Source organism: Dyella sp. OK004, from assembly GCF_900114495.1.
GTDB lineage: Bacteria > Pseudomonadota > Gammaproteobacteria > Xanthomonadales > Rhodanobacteraceae > Dyella_D.
The window spans coordinates 1-19,488 of record NZ_FOZI01000003.1 but is presented as its reverse complement, the minus strand read 5'-3'; the positions used below and the strand labels follow the sequence as shown (position 1 = coordinate 19,488).

The 19,488-nt window shown below is 62.1% G+C and carries 15 protein-coding genes; 4 read left to right on the top strand and 11 right to left on the bottom strand.

Annotated features, from left to right (window positions below):
* Positions 1–3: 3 nt before the first annotated feature.
* The 5 genes from BM338_RS12635 to BM338_RS12615 all read right to left on the bottom strand — a co-directional run bounded on the left by BM338_RS12635 (position 4) and on the right by BM338_RS12615 (position 7,998).
* The gene (locus tag BM338_RS12635; protein WP_090451300.1) at positions 4–1,380 is read right to left on the bottom strand and encodes a DUF3999 family protein; all 1,377 of its coding nucleotides are present in this window, start codon (positions 1,378–1,380) and stop codon (positions 4–6) included.
* On the bottom strand, positions 1,370–4,075 hold the full coding sequence (locus BM338_RS12630; protein WP_090451299.1) for a DUF2339 domain-containing protein: 2,706 nt from the start codon (positions 4,073–4,075) through the stop codon (positions 1,370–1,372). Before BM338_RS12630 ends, BM338_RS12635 begins: the two co-directional genes overlap by 11 nt.
* A gap of 98 nt (positions 4,076–4,173) precedes the next feature.
* Positions 4,174–4,836 (bottom strand): YoaK family protein, encoded by a 663-nt coding sequence (locus BM338_RS12625; RefSeq protein ID WP_090451298.1) that lies wholly within the window; start codon positions 4,834–4,836, stop codon positions 4,174–4,176.
* 9 nt (positions 4,837–4,845) lie between these two features.
* Positions 4,846–5,505 (bottom strand): outer membrane lipoprotein periplasmic chaperone LolA, encoded by a 660-nt coding sequence (gene lolA, locus BM338_RS12620; RefSeq protein ID WP_090451297.1) that lies wholly within the window; start codon positions 5,503–5,505, stop codon positions 4,846–4,848.
* A 222-nt stretch (positions 5,506–5,727) separates the two neighbouring features.
* Entirely contained in the window at positions 5,728–7,998 is a 2,271-nt protein-coding gene (locus BM338_RS12615) for a DNA translocase FtsK (RefSeq protein ID WP_255367337.1), read from the bottom strand.
* Positions 7,999–8,416: 418 nt separating this feature from the next.
* On the opposite strand from BM338_RS12615, the gene trxB reads away from it, so the two are divergent.
* Genes trxB through aat form a run of 4 tightly spaced genes read left to right on the top strand, consistent with a single transcriptional unit; the run spans position 8,417 to position 11,965 of the window.
* Positions 8,417–9,382, top strand: coding sequence for a thioredoxin-disulfide reductase (gene trxB, locus BM338_RS12610; RefSeq protein ID WP_090451295.1), 966 nt, complete (start codon positions 8,417–8,419; stop codon positions 9,380–9,382).
* Positions 9,382–10,041, top strand: coding sequence for a DsbA family protein (locus BM338_RS12605; RefSeq protein WP_090451294.1), 660 nt, complete (start codon positions 9,382–9,384; stop codon positions 10,039–10,041). The genes trxB and BM338_RS12605 overlap by 1 nt, the downstream gene beginning before the upstream one ends.
* 50 nt (positions 10,042–10,091) lie before the next feature.
* On the top strand, positions 10,092–11,237 hold the full coding sequence (locus BM338_RS12600) for a GNAT family N-acetyltransferase (RefSeq protein WP_090451293.1): 1,146 nt from the start codon (positions 10,092–10,094) through the stop codon (positions 11,235–11,237).
* A complete protein-coding gene (aat, locus tag BM338_RS12595; RefSeq protein ID WP_090451292.1) occupies positions 11,234–11,965 on the top strand; it encodes a leucyl/phenylalanyl-tRNA--protein transferase in 732 nt (243 codons plus the stop codon). Before BM338_RS12600 ends, aat begins: the two co-directional genes overlap by 4 nt.
* Positions 11,966–12,310: 345 nt before the next feature.
* Here the strand turns inward: aat and BM338_RS12590 are convergent, their stop codons facing one another.
* The 6 genes from BM338_RS12590 to BM338_RS12565 all read right to left on the bottom strand — a co-directional run.
* Positions 12,311–14,623 (bottom strand): Ig-like domain-containing protein, encoded by a 2,313-nt coding sequence (locus BM338_RS12590; protein ID WP_090451291.1) that lies wholly within the window; start codon positions 14,621–14,623, stop codon positions 12,311–12,313.
* A 217-nt stretch (positions 14,624–14,840) separates the two neighbouring features.
* Entirely contained in the window at positions 14,841–15,296 is a 456-nt protein-coding gene (locus tag BM338_RS12585; protein ID WP_090452488.1) for an acyltransferase, read from the bottom strand.
* 110 nt (positions 15,297–15,406) lie between these two features.
* A complete protein-coding gene (locus tag BM338_RS12580) occupies positions 15,407–16,660 on the bottom strand; it encodes a glycosyltransferase family 4 protein (protein WP_090451290.1) in 1,254 nt (417 codons plus the stop codon).
* Positions 16,657–17,874: a hypothetical protein gene (locus BM338_RS12575; RefSeq protein ID WP_090451289.1), complete on the bottom strand. Its 1,218-nt coding sequence runs from the start codon at positions 17,872–17,874 to the stop codon at positions 16,657–16,659. The genes BM338_RS12580 and BM338_RS12575 overlap by 4 nt, the downstream gene beginning before the upstream one ends.
* Positions 17,871–18,848 (bottom strand): hypothetical protein, encoded by a 978-nt coding sequence (locus tag BM338_RS12570; protein WP_143109294.1) that lies wholly within the window; start codon positions 18,846–18,848, stop codon positions 17,871–17,873. The genes BM338_RS12575 and BM338_RS12570 overlap by 4 nt, the downstream gene beginning before the upstream one ends.
* Positions 18,849–19,045: 197 nt before the next feature.
* The coding region (locus tag BM338_RS12565; RefSeq protein ID WP_143109293.1) for a UDP binding domain-containing protein at positions 19,046–19,488 on the bottom strand (443 nt) is incomplete at its 5' end.

The window sequence follows — 19,488 nt, the reverse complement described above, 5'->3', positions numbered from 1 at the left end:
GAATCAGGGGCGGGCATCGTCACGCTTGGATTGCCGCAACAAACTCAGCGCCATGCCGCCAACTGCCAGCGCGCCCGCCACCAGCACCACCCACAGCAGCGGCTTGGTCCAATCATAAGGCACCTTGGGCGCTGCCAGAGCCTGTGGGCCACCCGCATCGCTGCGCGCGCCCAGGGCGGCCAAAGGCGGCTGCCAGCCTTCGGGGTGGGTTCCGCGCAGGCTTTCCAGCGCCGCAGCTACCGGGTAGTCAGCACGCCGTGCTGCATAGCTGCCGGCCAACAGCTGATAAGGGCCGCCGCCTTCGGCGAGAAACACAAACTCATCCGGCAACCAGGCCACCGCCAGTGCAGGCGCCTGCGGCAATGGCGTATCCGTGTGCAAGCGCAAATGCTGCACGCGTTGCGGCGAGAACGAGGCATCGGCCGTGGTTTTACCCGCGACGCGCACGGCGGTAATCGAGGCCAACGGGCCCCACGATGCACTGCCACCCTCGCCTGCCTGCGCCGACAACTGGAACAGTGCAGCGGTATTGGCGTCCGGCAACGTTACTCGCACGGCCTCCAGCGGCAAGCTGGCTGGCAATGCGTAATCGTAGTCATGGCCATTGCCGGATGTGCTTGACGTGGTGGCCTGCAAGGTCTGCCACTGCAGCGACGCGGCGTGATCGGCGGCCGGGTCGGTGTAATGACCGCTAAGCTGGACAGCGGGCGTGTGCTCGCTGTCCCAGGCCGGCGCGCCATCGATGATGCGCAAGCGGTAATAGCGTGCCGGCTCGCCGCTGAGCGGGATGCTGCGCTGGTCTACGGCGTCTTCGCCGCGTTTCACGCTGACGATGGTGGCGCCTTGGTTGCGCTCACTCCATTGCTGCAAATCGTCGCTGGCTTCGACCGCCAGCTGGATCTGCATGTCGTGCTCGGAGTCCAGCGCATCGATATCGATGTGGTCGATGGCGATCGAACGGCGCGCATCGACCAGCCATTGCACCGGCATGATCGCAGCGGCCACCGCCCTCGGCTGATTGATCACGATATCGCCGTTAGCGGTGCGCTCCACCCGCACGCTGTCTTTACCATCCGCATCGCTGGTGGGCAGCGGCAGCAGCTTCGCTTTGAGCGAATACGTATGCACCTGTGGTGCGGTGGGCGGCATCGGCGCAAACGGCACCTGGCGCCCTTGCGCATTGATCACCACGATGTCGCGCAGCCCGGCATCGGGTCGCGATGCTGCATACACAGCGGGACTTAAGGCCACCCGATAAGCCTCGCTTTCGCTCTTGGTATCCAAGGCGAAACCGTAGGCATATTCAGTCACCGAACTGGCATGCGCCGCTGCCAGCGGCAGCAGCGATGCCGCCAAAACCCAACGCAGATCAAGGCGCATGTGCGGCCTCCTCTTCAGATGAAAGCGGGCGCTTGGGGGGCGCCGGCGCGAGATAACCGATCACCGTGCACAGCAAGCCATAGGCGATGAAGGAGCCGATGCCGAACAAATTGCCGAGGTGCCCGCGATCGATCAGCAGCAACTTCGCCAGCACCACACCCATCATCACCGCGCCGGCCAGCCATACCAGCCGCTGGCCACGGCGTGAGCCCCACACCCAGGCCAGCAGGCCGAGCGCGCTCCACACCACGGTCAACGACATCTGCGCGAGGCTGGAATCGCTTAGCGCGCTGTCCCAGGGCACGCCGGCCAGCTGATGCACACCGCGCAAGGTGGCGCTGGTAGTAAACAGCAGCACAAACACGCCAAGCATGATCGGACGCGCATGCTGCAATGCTGGCGACGTGGCCGGGTCGATAAGCCAACGCGCTACGCACAGGGCGATCAGCAATAGCAGCATCTCCACCGGATTGAATAGCGGCAGATAATGCAGCGGTGCTGCGTCGCCATCCTGCAGCAGTGCCCAGAGACCCAGCGCGGCCAACACCATCAGCAATGAATGCAGCAACGGCGGACGCCACTGTGGCAAAAGCTCGGACAGCGGCGAAGCGATCCACCGCGGCTGCCACAACGCCAGCGCGAGCAATAGCAACAGCGGGATAGATGCCAGCACCACGTACCAGTTGGTCGACAGCCAGCGACTGCCAGCGAAAGCCACCCCAATCGCCACTGTAAAAATCACGGCCCAACGCCATAGCCAGGCGAGCTGTGCCAGCGTCGCGGCCAACGGGTAGGCGCGCAGGCAAGCCAATGCGCGCCAGCCGAGCACGGCGGCAAACGCGACGCTGAGCAAGCGCCAGCCGACCAGCAGCTGCTCCTCCTCCACGCCGCACCGGATCAGCAGCAGAAGTATGGAGACGAACAGCGCGGGCACGGTGAAAGCGATGACTTGCCCCAGTTCGTGCGGGGGCCGGCGCTGCGCCACCTCGGCAGTGCCCCAGGCGGTGAGCGCAAGCAGCGCGATGCCCCAAGCCAACCTCATGGATGGCCCGGCGAAGTGAACGATTTCCGCGTGGCATGCCAGCAACCACCAGCACAATCCCCACCCATACAGAGCCACCGCGATGATTCGCTGCGTCAAGACATCGCTACCCCAGCGCGCATAGAACGTGCTGCCGGCAAAAGCGGCCGCAACGAGCAGCAACGCACCGACGAAATCGCCGTTGAGCAGCGGCAGCATCGTGTCGTGCGCATGTCCCGCGCGACCGATGAGCAAAGCGCCGGCCGCAAATACCTGCAAGGCCAGACCGCTCCAGCGAGACAATGCGCGCTGCTGCTTCAAACCCAGCCAGATCAGACCGGCGCCTTCCAACGCAAAGATGCTGCCGGTGACACCGGCGCTCAATGCCAAGGGCACGGCCAGCGTAGCCAAGGCCACCGCCAACACCGCCCAAGCGTCGCGCAACAATCGCAGCCCACTTCGATGGCGCACGCTGAAGGCGACCAGCACGTAAATGGCGGCAGCGATCAGCGCGGAAAATGCCATGCTCTGGCCCTGCCAACGCAGCAGCGCGCCCTGCAGCAGCAAGCTCACGATCGGATTGCCGAACAACAGGCTGCCGTCGATCACCAGGCGTCGATCCGCCGGGGCGCGCAGCACATGCAGCCACGGAATCACCAGATAGAACAGGAAATTCAGAATCAGGAACGGCTCGGTGCTGGCGAACAGTTCGTGCTGATAGCGCAACACGCCCCAGGCCGTACCGACGCCGAACGTCGCGATGAAACCCAACAGGTTCAGCACGCGCCAGGAACGCACCCACGCAATGCCCAACACCGCGATGTTCAACACCGCGTAGTAACTGAACAGCGCCACATGGCTTCCGCTGCCAGTGGAAACCAGGATCGGTGCGGCAAAACCGGCGAGCAGGCCAAGCACCGCCAGCGCCAAGGCGTCTTGCAGCACAGCCAGCACCCCGATCCCGGCGACCAGCAGCACGAGCAAGGCAAAGGCCGCGGCGGGCGGCAGCAGATCGTACAAACGAAACGCCGCGAAGATCGTTATCAACAACACGCCAATCGCACCGCCTTGCAGCGATAGCGCGAACACGCGCCGTTCGGTGCGTTGGCGCCAACCGAAACCGAGCGCCGCAATCGCCGCGACCGCCACCAAGCTGATTCGCAACCCGATCGGCACGTGCAGCAAGCCGCTGTCGGAGGCGTATTTCAACAAGGCGGCCACACCGGCAAACAACACCAACATGCCGATCTTTACCGGCACGTTGCCCTCCGTGAACCAACCCCACACGCGCTCCGGCAGCGTAGGGCCACTCGGCGGTGGCGGCGATGCGGGCACCTGAGCGCGAGGTGGCTCAGGTGTCGGCTTCGGCATGGATGACGGCGGGTTGTTTATCACCGGCAATGGCTGTGTGTCGCGAGCCGGCATGGGCGCGACGGCCACCGCGGCTGCCGGTGGCGCGACCAGCGGAAAGGGCCGACTCTCCGCCGGCTTTGGCACGGCTTTATTTCCTGCACCCAGCGCATCCAGCGTCGCGCGGGTGTCGCGCAACTCCTTGGATAGCTTCGACTGTCGCGCCCACAACAGGCCGAGCACGGTGCCGGACAGCGCGGCAAACACGCTCTGCCCGGCGATAGCGCCAAGCACGGCGCCTACAACCATCCATAGAAAATACATGTCGCGTCCCTTTCTGCCCGCCGAATGATTCGCCGGGTCCGACTCAAGGTCGTGTGGTCATCAGTCTGCCATGTTCACGGCAGGTGCCCTAGCAAATCTTAGGTCAGATGCCGGTGGCGGTAGATGGCGTAGGCGAGGCCGACGACGCCGGTGAGCACCGCGGGCAGCAACAGCGTGCGCTCGGCCAGTACGCCGAACACCAGCGCGCCGACCACACTGCCGACGAGAAAACTGCTCGCAATCACCACACAGACCTGGATGCGCAGGCTGTCCACCTCCAGCCCGCGCAGGCGCTGGCCGAGGTAAATGCCCAGGTCAGTGAAAATGCCGGAGAGATGCGTGGTGCGGAAGGTGGCGCCGCTATAGGTACTGGCCATCGCGTTCTGCAGGCCGCAAGCGATGGAGGCGAGACATAGGCCGATGTCGTTGCCGTCGTGGATCAACGGCACGGCGGCGAACAGCAGTGCGGACTCCACCATCAGCGCCACGCCGTAGCGGCGCCCCAGTTTCAGTGTGTGCTGCTGCACGATGAAACCGCTGAGCACTGCGCCGGCCAGAAACGACACGATAGCCAGTGCCCAGTGCAGCATCTCGCCGCGGTTACCCTCGGCCACCGCGGCGCCCAGCAAGGTGGTGGTGCCGGTGAGATGGGTAATCGCCTGATGGCGAAAACCCATAAAGCCGACCGCGTTGATCATGCCGGCGATAAAGGCCAGCAGGCCTCCGCCGATCCATGCCCAACGCGGCAGCTGGCGCAGCACGCTAGTGAATCAGTTCTTCAGCGGCTGGGTGGTGATCACCGGCGCGTCGCCAATCACATCGGCACCCTTCGGCGGCACAAAGTTGAAGGTGGCCGGGGGAATCGAGGCGTTGCGCTGCCAACCGGAGAAGCGGATGTCGGTGACCGCGCCGAGCTGGTCGCGGAAGGTCATGCGTGCCAGGCCGTTAGCGTCGAAGCCCAGATCGGCGTAGTCGAACTGCGGGTCCTTGCCGGTAGAGGTGAGGCGCAGCCAGTTCAGGCCGTCGTGCTCGCCCTGCTCCGCCACTTTGAAATCGCGGTCCATCTGCTTGAGGTCGGTGAGCACGGTGAGCGGGCTGTGTGCTTCTTCGGTGCTTTGTACGCGCACCGTGACCTGCTCCAGATCCGGGTCGTACAGCCACACGCGGCTGCCGTCGGCGACGATGGTCTGCTTGTACGGCGCTACCGTATCCCAGCGGAACTGGCGCGGCGCTTCGAGCGCCAGCGTGCCGGAGCTGGTCTTGCCAGCGTTGCCGGCGGCATCGGTCAGGGTCTGGGTGAACTTGCCGGTGAGTGAGTGCAGGCCGGTGGCGAAGGTGTCGAGGCGTGCGCGCGCCGGGCCAGAGGCGGCCTGGGCGGCGCCGCACAGCGACAAGGCGACGGCGGCGGTGAAAGCGATGAAGCGGTTCATGGGGTTCCCTGTTTCGTTTCCGCGATGGTGGCGAAGTTTGCGCGGGGGTCGCTTAATGGTTGGCGTTTGGGTGGGGTGTCGCAAGGGCTTTACCCTTCCCCAAGCCCCCCTCTGCGTGTAGGGGAGGGAGCACGATGTCGCAAGGTTTTAGCTCCTCCCCCCGCAAGCAGGGGGAGGCTGGGACGGGGTAAGCCCTTGGCTCACCCTTCCCAGCACAAAACCTCAATTCTTCGGCGGCGGCGGTGCCAATACTTCGCGGTTGCCATTGTGCTGCGGCGCGCTCACCACGCCATCCTGCTCCATCTGCTCGATCAGACGCGCGGCGCGGTTGTAGCCAATACGCAGATGGCGCTGCACACCGGAGATCGATGCGCGGCGCGTCTCAGTCACAATGCGCACGGCCTTGTCATACAGCTGCGTGTCGGCATCACCGCCCTCCTCGCCTTCCTGCGGCAAGCCGGAGTCGTTGATGAACTTGCCGTCGCTGGTGGCCTGCACTTCTTCCAGCACGCCTTCGATGTATTGCGGCGCGCCCTGCGACCGGAGCCAGTTCACTACGTTGTGCACTTCATGGTCGTCCACGAAGGCGCCGTGTACGCGATCCGGTGTGGCGGTGCCGGGCGGCAGATACAACATGTCGCCGTGGCCAAGCAGGGTTTCCGCGCCGGACTGATCGAGAATGGTGCGCGAGTCGATCTTGGACGACACCTGGAACGCGATGCGCGTAGGGATATTGGCCTTGATCAGACCAGTGATCACATCCACTGACGGACGCTGGGTGGCGAGCACCAGGTGCACACCCGCGGCACGCGCCTTTTGCGCCAGACGTGCGATCAGCTCTTCGACCTTCTTGCCGACGATCATCATCATGTCGGCGAATTCGTCGATGATGACCACAATGTACGGCAGCGGCTCCAGCGGCTCGGCCGCGAGATTCGGCATTTCGGGGTTCGGACGGAACAGCGGATCCAGCATCGGCTGGCCGGAGTTCTCGGCGTCGCGTACCTTCTTATTGAAGCCGGCCAGGTTGCGCACGCCGACTGCGGCCATCAGCTTGTAGCGGCGCTCCATCTCGGCGACGCACCAGCGCAGTGCGTTGGCGGCCTCCTTCATGTCGGTGACCACCGGCGCCAGCAGGTGCGGAATGCCCTCGTACACCGAGAGTTCCAGCATCTTCGGGTCGATCATGATCATGCGCACGTCTTTCGCGCTGCTCTTGTAGAGCAGGCTCAGCACCATCGCGTTGACCGCTACCGATTTGCCCGAGCCGGTGGTACCGGCCACCAGCAAGTGCGGCATCTTGGCGAGGTCGGCCACGGACGGACGGCCAGCGATGTCCTTGCCCAGCGCGAGCGCCAGCGGCGACTTCAGCTGGTCGTACTTGTCGGAGCGCAGGATCTCGGAGAGATAAACGATCTGCTTCTTGCTGTTGGGAATTTCCAGGCCGATCACGTTCTTGCCGGGAATCACGTCGACCACGCGCACACTGACCACGGAAAGGCCACGCGCGATGTCCTTGTCCAGACTGGACACCTGCGAACCGCGCACGCCGGCCGCCGGCTCCAGCTCAAAGCGCGTGATGACGGGGCCGGGATACACGCCAACCACCTTGGCTTCGATCTTGAAGTCTTTGAGCTTCAGCTCGACCTGGCGCGACAGTACTTCGAGGGTTTCTTCGGAATAGCCCGGACCCTGCGGCGGTGCTTCGTCCAGCAGCGAGAGCGGCGGCAGTTCGCCCGGCGCGGCGGCACCGGTGAACAGCGGAATCTGCGTCTCGACCTTGGCGCGCTCGCTCTTTACCACCGGCGCCGGCTGGGCTTCGATACGCACCGGTTCGCGCTTGGCCTGTTTCACCGCTTCCACTTTCTTGACCACGTCGCGCTCGGCGCGCGCCTGACGCGCGGCTAGCGCTTCCGGCGCCTCGCGCAGCTTGCCGCCGAACCAGTTGGCGACCTTGAGTACAAACTGGCCGGTCCAATCCATCAGCTTGAACCAGGACAGGCCGGTGGCCAGCGTCACTGCCACCAGGAACACCGCCAGCAACAGCAGCGGCGCGCCCTTGTCGCCGAAGGCGTGCAGCAGGCCGCTGCCCACCCATTGGCCGATGATGCCGCCCACGCCCTGCGGCAGGATCGGCTCGTCATGAAAATTGAGATACAGCAGTGCCGGCGCGGTAATAAAGAAGAACACGAAGCCGATCAGCCGCAGCGACGGCTCCCATGGCTGCACCGTGCGCTCGCCGCGATGGCGCAGCACCTGCACGCCGAGAATCAGCAGCAACAGCGGGAAGCAATACGCGACCAGCCCAAAGATGTAGCGCAGCAGGTTGGCGATGTTCGCGCCCACTTCGCCACCGAAGTTGCGCGCATGCTCCACCGTGCTGGCATGGCCCCAGCTAGGGTCCTGGTCGTTGTAACTGAACAGGCAGACCAGCAGGTACAGAGCGAGCGGCAACAGCAGCAACGCGCCGGCTTCGCGCAGACGGCGCTTCAGCTCCTCGCTGAGGCCGCTGGGCTCTTTTTGCTTCTTGACATTCGCGCTACGCGCCACCGTATTCCTTTTCCTCGGGGTGAACCAAACCTGCTTCTACTGCGTCGCAGGGGCAAAAGCCAGAACCCGCCACGCCTCTATGCTTGATCGGGTCGTGCCACTAAAAAGGCGGCCATCCTCGGCATATGCCCTTGAGTGCCGGATGAACCCGTCGATATCCCCCACCAGCTGCCCGGAACCCTGAGAGCCCCGGGACTCTGGCGTATCGCCGTTACCTACGCCTTGAATCGGTCACGCGTCTTCCCCATTCTTGCGGGCTTAGGCGACCCGGCTCCATGCCTTGAACCGGCATGAGGAAACCGCTGTAAGGGTCGGAACGAATAACGATTCAAGCTGCCAGTAGACCCCAAGGATTATAACCATGACCACCCCCAAGCACAGCCGCCTGCTGATCCTCGGCTCCGGCCCCGCCGGCTACACCGCCGCCGTGTATGCCGCCCGCGCCAATCTCAAGCCGACGCTGATCACTGGCCTGCAACAGGGCGGTCAATTGATGACCACGACCGACGTGGACAACTGGCCGGGCGACGTGGAGGGCCTGCAGGGTCCGGCGCTGATGCAGCGCATGGCCGAGCATGCCGAGCGCTTCCATACTGAAATGGTGTTTGACCATATCCATAGCGTGGACCTGAAGCAGCGCCCGTTCCGCCTCAAGGGCGACTCCGGCGAGTACACCGCCGACGCGCTGATCATTTCCACCGGCGCTACCGCCAAGTACCTGGGCATAGCTAGCGAAGAACACTTCAAGGGCAAGGGTGTGTCCGCCTGCGCCACCTGCGACGGTTTCTTCTTCCGCGAGCAGGAAGTGGTGGTGGTCGGCGGCGGCAACACCGCCGTGGAAGAGGCGCTGTACCTGTCCAACATCGCCAGCAAGGTCACCCTGGTGCATCGCCGCGACAAGCTGCGCGCCGAAAAGATCATGCAGGACAAGCTGTTCGAGAAGGCTGCCCACGGCAAGATCGAGCTGGTGTGGAATCACGCCGTCGACGAGGTGCTGGGCGACCCGTCAGGTGTGACCGGCGTGCGCGTGAAGGACGTCAACAGCGGCGCCACCCGCGATATCCCGGCCACCGGCTTCTTCGTCGCCATCGGCCACACGCCGAATACCGGCATTTTCGAAGGCCAGCTGGAGATGCACGACGGCTACATCAAGATCCGCAGCGGCCAGAACGGCATGGCCACCATGACCTCGGTGCCCGGCGTATTTGCCGCGGGCGACGTGGCCGACCATGTCTACCGCCAGGCCATCACCTCGGCCGGCTTCGGCTGCATGGCCGCGCTGGACGCCGAACGCTGGCTGGACAATCCGCAGATCGCGGAAGCCTGATGTCCGGCCACCATGCCACCCTGCATTACATCCACGATCCGTTGTGCGGCTGGTGCTATGCCGCGCAGCCGCTGGTGAGCGCGGCCGTCGACAAACTCGGCGGCCGGCTGGCCCTGCAACTGCACGGCGGCGGCCTGTTTGGCGAACCGCGCCGGCTGGATCCGGACATGGCCGAACACATCGTGCATGCCGACCAGCGCATCGCCCAGCTCAGCGGGCAGCCGTTCGGCAAGGCGTATCTGGAAGGCCTGCTGGCCGAGCAAGGTACTGTGCTGTATTCGCTGCCGCCGATCACAGCGGTGCTGGCGGCTGAAGCGATCGATCCGACCAAGGCGTACCCCATGCTGATCGCCATCCAGGATGCGCATTATCAGCGCGGCCTGCGTGTGGTGGAACCCGAGGTACTGACCGAGCTGGCGATGGAAATCGGCCTCGACGGCGAACGCTTCGCCGCCGCCTTCGCCAAGGCGCAGAGCACGCAGGTGATCGAACACGTGCAGGCTAGCCGCCGCCTGATGGAAGAAGTCGGCGGACAGGGCTTCCCTACCCTCCTGCTGGAAGTACACGACAAGCGACAGGTGCTGCCGCATCAGCACGATTACGGTAAACCGGAGGCTTTCGTCGAGCGCCTCGCTGCACGCTTGCCGGCGGTGCATTGAATGACCCGCGGCAGCCACACTCACTGTTGGTTGCCGCACACTGAGACACCGTGATCGAAGCGCGCTTTCATTCCAGAATTACCGAACTGCCGGCCGCGGACTGGAACGCGCTGCGCACGGACGACAACCCGTTCCTCTCCCACGCCTTCCTCGCCGCGCTGGAATCCACCGGCTGTATTCGCGAGGACTGGGGCTGGCGTCCGCATCATCTGGGTTTGTATGAAAACGATGCGCTGATCGCCGCCGCGCCGCTGTACCTCAAAGGCAACTCGCACGGCGAATTCGTGTTCGACTGGAGCTGGGCCGGCGCATGGGAACGTGCCGGCGGCGACTACTACCCCAAGCTGCTCAACGCCGTGCCCTATTCGCCCGTGCCGGGTGAGCGTCTGCTGGCGGGCACTCACACCAGGGCGCCACAGCGACGCCAAGCGCTGACCAGCGCGATGCAGGCGCTGGCCGACCAGTTGGGGCTGTCTTCCGTGCATGCCAACTTTCTCAGTGCCGACGATCTGCCCGCTTTCGGGCGGGATTGGCTGCACCGTACCGACGTGCAGTTCCATTGGCCCAATCGCGGCTATGCGAGCTTCGACGACTTCCTCGCTGCGTTGAATCACAAGAAGCGCAAAAACATCCGCCACGAACGCGCACAGGTGGCACGTAGCGGTCTGCGTATCGAATGGCACCGTGGCGATGCGCTGAGCCGTGAGCAATGGCGCGAGATACACCAGCTCTACACCAACACCTTTGACTCCAAGGGCAATCACGCCGCGCTGACCTCGGCCTTCTTCGCCGAACTGGGACACAGTCTGAGCACGGTCTCACACGTGGCGATGGCGCTGGATGGCGACGTCATCATCGCCATGGCGCTGTTTCTGCAAAGTAGTGCCGCGCTCTACGGGCGCTACTGGGGCAGCCGCGCCGACATACCCGGCCTACACTTCGAGCTGTGTTATTACCAGGGCATCGAACACGCGATCCGCGAAGGGTTGCAGCGCTTCGAACCCGGCGCCCAAGGCGAACACAAACTCGCGCGTGGCTTTCTGCCGGTACGCACGCACTCGCGCCACTACCTGGCCGACAAGGGCTTCCGCGCTGCCGTGCGTGCTGCGCTTGCGCGCGAGGCCGAAGGCATCGACGCTTATGCACACGATCTGTTGCAACATGATCCGTATGCCCACCGCGACGCCGAGCCATGATCCGCCTGCCTCTTCTCGACGCAGCCAAACCGGAGCTGTTCCCCGATCCCGGTCGCGCCATGACCGACCCCAACGGCTTGCTCGCGTTCGGCGGCGACCTCTCTCCGCGCCGCCTGCTCGCGGCGTACTCGCGCGGCATCTTCCCCTGGTACAACGAAGACGAACCCATCCTGTGGTGGTCGCCCGACCCACGCTGCGTCTTCCACACCAGCCGCCTCAAACCCAACCGCAGCCTGCGCCGCCAACTCGCCGGCAAACCCTGGCGCGTCACCATCGACCACGCCTTCCGCGACGTCGTCGAAGCCTGCGCCGCACCACGCCCCGGCCAGATAGGCACCTGGATCGTCCCCGCCATGATCGACGCCTACGACGGACTCCACGCCATGGGCCACGCCCACAGCGTCGAAGTCTGGGAAGGCGAAAGCCTCATCGGTGGCATCTACGGCGTCGCCGTTGGTCGTCTCTTTTGCGGCGAATCCATGTTCAGCCGCGAAAGCGGCGGCTCCAAACTCGCCCTCCTCGCCCTGGGTCAACTGCTCCAACGCTGGGACTTCCCCCTCATCGACGCCCAGGTCACCAACAACCACCTCATCAGCCTGGGCGCCGTTGAATACCCACGCGACCAGTTTCTGCGTACGGTTGAACAGCTGACACAACTGCCCGGACAACCCGGCAGCTGGGAGCGGTTTACGCCGCTGGTGGAAGAGATGCTAGCCGGTCGGCGTTGAAGCCAATCAACGAGCGTTTCGACTTCGAACTGATGCGCAGCAGGGTCACGCTGTAGAAACGCAGCAGGCCACCCTCCATTTTCTGAGAGCTTGATTGGCGCCGAATCCCATCTACGCGAGCCGTTGGCTCCCTCCCCTGCTTACAGGGGAGGACTGGGGAGGGGTGAGTGCTTGAGAGAACGCTTGCGTCGGAGGTTTCCCCAACGCTCAACATCCCCCTGTCCCACGGGACTAGCTTCGCGTCGCGAGCAGGGGGATGAGAAAAGCCTATCTAGCGGAGATTCGGTGCCAATCAACCCGGAAGGAGGAAAGAAAACCCGAGCACCATCCGTTCTCCCATTCGTATTACATCGGAACGTGGATCGGCTCGTGCGATAGCGGGAAGTGGATATTGAGCGCCTGCCCTTCCGTAGATGCATGCTGACTAGCCAGGCCTCCCAGCGGCAAGACCTGATTGACCTCAAGATCGTGCACACTCAGCGATGTGTTGTCATGCTCCGAGTGAGAGGTAAACAGATCGTCGTGTCCATCAACGAGAATGTCATGCTGTGCCAATTCCTCGGGCTGGCTGTCTTCTTGCGGGGCGGCATTGGTGTTGAAATCGAACGCCGAAGAACCGTTCTTGCCGTTGTCTGCACTCACACTCAAATGATGCGAGCCAGGATCGAGTGTCGGGGTAATGCTCCAATTTCCCTGGGCATCTGCCTTAACCGTGCCAAGTACTTTATCGCCATCCATCAGGGTCACGTAGCTACTGATAGGAGCAATGCCCGAAATTGTCGGATGCGCATCAGTGATGACAAAGCCGCCCTGGCTGTGGGATTGGTCAGTGTCATGGTCATACACGGAATTGATCTTCGGCGACCAGGTAGCGACGCCAAGATCGAACACGTTACTCACCGGGCCGGCACCCACTTGTACGGTGATATGGTGAGTCCCGTCCAGCAACGCATCCGAGAATTCGTAGGCCCATGTGCCCTGCGCACCGGCATGGGTTATACCGATCACCTTGCCATCGTCCATGATGGTGACGATAGCGTTTGCCCCAGCCTTATTGCCAAAAAGCGTTGGCCGAACATCAACCGTTGTATAGCCATAACCAGAGCCAATCAGGGAGCCATCCGCGGCAATCGCGCCCTGGATGGCCGGCTGCGTTGCGGGCATCGTCTGAACGATAAATTCGAACGAAGCCGCGCTCTCGTTGCCATGCGCTCCCGTGACGCTAAGGCCATGCTTTCCTTCACCCAGCCCCCACGCCGTGAACCACCAGTTGCCGGCACTATTCACATGCGCCGTGCCGATCGATTCGCCGTTGTCGTAGATCGTCACATCCGTACCCGGCTCGGCTGTACCTTGGATGCGTGGATTGCGCTCATCGGTCGTAGCGCCGCTGCTCAAATTGATGGGTGAATCGCCGGTCACCTCACGCACGATCGAAATTTCCGGAACGATGCTCGAGTTGTCTATCGTCAGCTTGAATGGCGAGCTTTCGTGGTCATCGGCTCCCTTTACCACTAGGTTGTGCTCACCCCCCAACAGATTCCACGCCGTGAACCACCAGTTGCCCGCAATGTTTACATGCGCCGTGCCGATCAGCTCGCCATTGTCGTAGATCGCTACATCCGTACCCGGTTCGGCCGTGCCTTGAATACGTGGATTGCGCTCATGGGTCACGTCGCCGCTGCTCAGATTGCCCGGCGAATCGCCACTCACATCGCGCACGATGGAGATCCCCGGAACGATGCCCGAGATATCCACGGTCAGCTTGAACGGCGCGCTTTCGTGGTCATCGGCACCCTTTACTACCAGGAGGTGATCGCCTCCCAACAGATTCCACACCGTGAACCACCAATTGCCGGCACTGTTCACATGCGCCGCGCCGATCAGCTCGCCGTTGTCATAGATCGCCACGTCCGTACCCGGCTCGCCCTTACCCTGGATGCGGGGATTGCGCTCATCGGTGACATCCCCACTGCTCAGATCAGCCTGCGAACCGCCAGTCACGTCTCGCACGATCTCAATGGATGGCGCCACATCAGTAGCCGGCAGCTCGCTGAAGTCAACCGCCCCGCTAGCCGGGCTATTACCTAGTTTTGCGGTGAGATGGTGTTCGCCCGGCGACAAAGCTGTTTCCAGCTGATATTCCCAGTTACCCGAGCCATCGGTGACCTGAAACTTGCCAATTTCTTTGCTGCCGTCATAGATCGTCACCCAGACATCCCCGGCCATGTCCCATAGCCAAGGGGATGCAACATCCACCTTGCCGGTAAGCACCGGATACGGGTCAGTCGTGCCGCCCTCTTCAAACGCTGATCCATCCCTACCGCTCACGCTATCGATAAATACGGGAGCGAAAACCCGCGGATCGACATCGATCTCGAAAAGTTCGCTGAATGCCTGGCCATCCGTACTGACTTGAAACAAGTTCACACTACTGGCCAGGTCCGCTTTCAGTTCAAACTCCCATTCGCCGGATGTGTTCACCTGCGCAGAGCCCACGGCGCGCTGTTGTCCGTCATAGATGGTCACCACCGTACCTGGCATGCCGCCGCCATGCAGAATCGGGGTCCGATCCACGGCGGTCTCACCGCTATGCAATTCGACTTGCGCTGCTTCGTCGTAGGCGTAAAGGATCGTAGGGATCTTGGTATCAGGCATGTCAAGAGTGTCCATTCAATAGTTAATGAAGGCTGCGTCCATCACGTGGACTCCGCAGCAATCCGAACAACGAGCATGAAACCCACGCCTCATACGTCGCTATAGAACAATTTCTAAAAACAGCGCTCGTACTTCGGCATGGATAACCGATCAACAACTCGTCGACGGAGACACCAGCGCGAAAAAAAAGCAGAACGCATACGTGGGTGCGTCCCGTTTATGAAATTGCCTTCTTGAGCCGGGCCGGCACACCGGCAAAGACACCGGCCTTATAGCAACCCTTTGGAACCACCGCGCCAGCGGCTATCACCGTACGCTCGCCGATACATGCGCCAGCCAGAATGCGAACACCGCATCCAATCCATGTATCGGACGCGATCGCAATCGGCGAAAGCGACAGGTCGTTGTACTTGATCGGTTTGGCGCGATTTGTCCATGTGTGCTCGAAGGACAAGATCGAAGTGGCATGGGCGATGGAAACGTCATTCCCCACCGACACGCCGCCGATGGCATCGACATAACTCCGCTCGTGCAATGCCACATTGTTGCCGAGCTCCAGATTTTTCCAATGCAAGATGGTGCAGGCCGGACCGATCAACACATTGTCGCCGCAAGCCTTGGCGAGCCTCCTGGCGTAGAGATATCTAATCAGCACCCCCACCTTGCCGGGCATGCTCCTGACCAGGAACCAGGTGCCCACGAAAACTACACGCGGAAATACCCGGAACAGCACACCAATAACCAACAGCAATGGCTTGGCTGTGCGAAAAAGACTCCGCCCCGTCACGATACCGGCCTCGAAGGAGCCGGCACATGGTCGCTTTCCACCCAACCTTCTGTCTGGCCGATGGTATGCATACAGGCCGCGTCCGGCTGCCACGCGTTAGCGTCGTCATTACGAAATTCGGGCAGCAATTCGGTATACACATCCATGGTCTTGCTGATGACGATCCTCTCGTCAAAATGCTTCAACGCATTCCGGCGCGCCTGAATGCCTAATTGATGTAGCAGATCGCGATCGTCGTCGAGGCGTGCAATGGCATGAGCAAGCGATTGTTCATCGCGCGGCTCCACCAGCAACCCGTCGATACCATCACGGGCCACCACTTCGCGACATCCTGGACGGTCCGTAGTGACGATGGCCAACCCGCAGGCAGCCGCCTCGATCAGACTCTTCGGCACGCCCTCGCGGTAGTAGCTGGGCAAGGCCATGACATCCGCGGACGGAAGAAACGCATGCATATCCGCCATATGCCCGAGCCAGGTCACAATGCCAGCCTCCGACCACGCCAGAATCTGTTCCGTCGTCACTGACTGAGGGTTACCCGTATCCGGCATACCAGCAATCAGGAATTCGATATCCCTCCCCTTGTCCTTCAGCAGACGCGCGGCCTCGACATATTCTCTGATGCCCTTGGCCCACAACAGACGTGCCGCGAGTAAAACCCTGAGTGGGCGTTTCGGTGACGCGCGCCGCTCGACTGGCCTGAACTGCATGGTGTTGACGCCGGAGCTGAGGATGATCCGCAGCTTCTCTTCGGGCACCAGCCCCTCATCCACGAACATCTTGGCGTCATCGGGGTTTTGCAGAATAAGTAGCGAGTGGCCCTGGCCCATGGTGACTCGCATCAGCAGCCTCACCAGCGGCCGGAGCAGTCGAGCTTTCAGGCTTTCGCTGGCAAACACGTAGCCCATGCCGGCCACCGCGTTCACCACGGCGGGTACGCCGGCCATGCGTGCCGCTATGGCGCCATAGATAGCGCTTTTGACGGTAAAGCTGTGCAACAGGCCGGGCTTCTCTTGCTTCAGCAAGGCAACCAGCGCATACACGGTACGCAGTTCACGCAAGGGATTGAGCCCGGATCGCTGCATTGGAAGTGCGATCCATCGAAGCCCATAAGATGCGAAACGGTGGCCGTAGTCGCCTGGTGGCGAGAGCAGAATCACGTCGTGCCCGCCTTGCTTCAAATGAAGCGCCGTAGACAACCGAAAGTTGTACAGATACCAATCCGTATTGGCGAAAAGAATGATCTTCATGACTCGGCTGTCTGCTGCGGATACCGGCGCGCCAACGCGATACATCGGCAAAGCATGGAAATGGCCACGGTCGCGGCCATCACCTGAGCTATCGCAATCGCACGGGAAAGGTGCAGCGCCTGGTCAGGCTCGCCGCCTGATGAGCGTATCGCCCAGTACGCCAACGAAAGATTCAAGCTGAAGCCGAAGAGCGCGCAGCTCAATGCCGTGTAGCGCCGCCCCATGGCGACAAACGCCGGAAAGACAATCCCGGATAGTCCGGCCGCGAGCATATTGCCGAGCAACTGGAACGCATACAGACGCCCATGACTGCCGATCAATGGCAACTCCATGTCGGGCATCGCCAGCACCGTGAACACCGCAAGCAGCCAGAGCACAGCCACCGGCAGGCTTCTTCTCACGATGATTCGCGCTTGATCGTCCCTGCCGGCAGCAAGCAATCGCGGCGCGAAATCCCAAGCCAGCGAAAAAACCAGCACCCAACAGCCCGGCATGATCAGATCGACACCCGAGGCATAGGTCCCCATGGCCTCGGCCGGCAGGAACCTGCTCATACTCAACTTGAGTAGTGCATCCGATACGAAGATGTAAGAGATGGAAAGCGTGATGACGACGCCTGCCGGCATCGTCCTCGCCACATTACCCAGGGAGAAGCTGAGGATGGAGGTCAGCTTGCCCCACACTTCTCTCATCTTTGATGCACACGCCAGCATGGGCGACACACTGACGACCAGAAAAGCGGCATGCGGAGCCCACGCCATGCCACGATACGGCCATAGCAAGGCGACGCCCGCCAGATTCCACATCGGCCTGGCGCAAGCCACCACGAGATACCCACGGATATCCATCGTTGAGCGCAGGTATTCGAGCTCCCGCTCCCACAGCGAGATGCAAACCAGAAACAGCATGACCTGCAGCCACAGCAGTGCATCGAAACGACCCGCACCGACCAGGCCAAGCAGCGCGAGCATCGACAACAACACACCGACGCCCCACGAGTCACCCAGATCCTCCGCACGCAGCCGCAGCAGAGACCGGTACACAATGAGATTGCGCGAGCAATGAAAGAACAGGCCGTTCAACAAAGCGCCAGTCGCCATCAGCACTGACAGCTCGCCATATCGACCCTTGCCCAACAAGGCGATCATGCCGGCGGTGACGAACACAGACATGGCCGCTGGCACAAGGCGCACCATAGATACCAGCACGCTCATGGCCCGGCACCGAGCACACGGCTACTGCGATGCGCCGGGTACATGACCCTCAACGGCGCGCACCTGCTGTCGGCACGGACGGTCGAGCAAAACAGTGCGGGGAATACCAGAAAGGGCAAAACGCCGCACAGGTACCGGATGCCGCTACCCGGGTTGTAGATACCGAAAGGCACATACGAAATCAGGATGACGACCAGCGACGGCAACCAGGCCAACATCAGGACCTTGCGCACACTTTTTGGCATCGCCCCGTTCAAGGTCAGCCATAGCTGATGCAGCAACACGCCAACGATCACCAGCCCCGAGACAAAGAACGGCAGCATCACTGGACGTGCCGCCACCTCACCTGGCGTCGGCCCCACCAGGGCCAGCGGTAAGGACCACCATAGTCCTGAAAACAGATCACCGGATGTCCTCAGCTGAATCCAGGTTCGCGTGGTGGCCGAAGTAAGGGTGAAGTAACTCTTCGCCTTCGGAAGAATGTCGTTGACAAGATAGTTATCAAGCGCCGGCCAGGCGACGATCACCAGCAAGGCCGCCAGACCCACAGCGAGCACGATATGCACACCGGCACTGAGGTTCATCCGGATCGGCAAGGTGTACATCACAAACATGATCAGAAAGATGGCCAGGCCGATGCCGTAGGCGCTTCGAACAAAAATCAGTCCTGCAAGGCACACTCCCGCCAGCAGCAGATGCCTCAAATGCTTGCACGTGTAGTAAGCAAGCACCGCGCCCATGAAGTAGCCAAGCAAGCCCACAAAAAGGGACTCGCGACCGATGACGGAAGCCCACACGCCAAAACACGGATTAAGCATGATCGCCAGCACCGGCCAGCGATACTTGCCGTGCAAACCCGCATGTACCCATAGATAGGCCATGCCACTGGCGGCAAACATCGAAAACACCAAGTGCGCGACAAGCTCACTATTGACCAGAGACAGCAGCTTCACCGACAGCAGCGTGATGACCACCGTACGTGCCTGCCTATCCTCATCGTAGGCACCAGTCAGATACGCCTCACTATCGCCCAGCTGGCTGAAATGGCTGTAGACAAAAACGGAGAAGAACGTCCACAGAAAAAAAATAGCGATGGTTGCAAGGCGCCAGGAGCTGGCGCGGGCACTGGTTCCGGGAATCGCCTGTGCATGCCGCACCCGCGAACGGACATTCATGGGGAAGGCCCGCGTCCCGACGACCTCAAGCTGCGGCCACGGCCTACGCCGTAGTACGCCAGCCCGGCCTCCTCGACCGCCGCGGGGTCGTAAAGATTGCGCCCATCGAAAATCGCGGGACTGGCTAGTGCGCTGCGAATGCGCGCGAAGTCCGGACTACGGAACGCCTTCCATTCGGTGACGATCGCCAGCACATCCGCGCCGTCCAACGCTTGATACGCGCCCTCGCAAAGCGTGAGGTCCGCACGGTCGCCATAGAGGCGGTGAGTCTCTTCTCTCGCCTCCGGATCGTAGGCACGCACCGTAGCGCCCGCTTCCCACAAGGCCTCCATCAAACGTCGACTGGACGCCTCACGCATATCGTCGGTATTGGGCTTGAACGCCAGACCCCACAGCGCCACCGTTTTGCCCTGGAGCTGCCCGTCAAAATGGCGCGAGA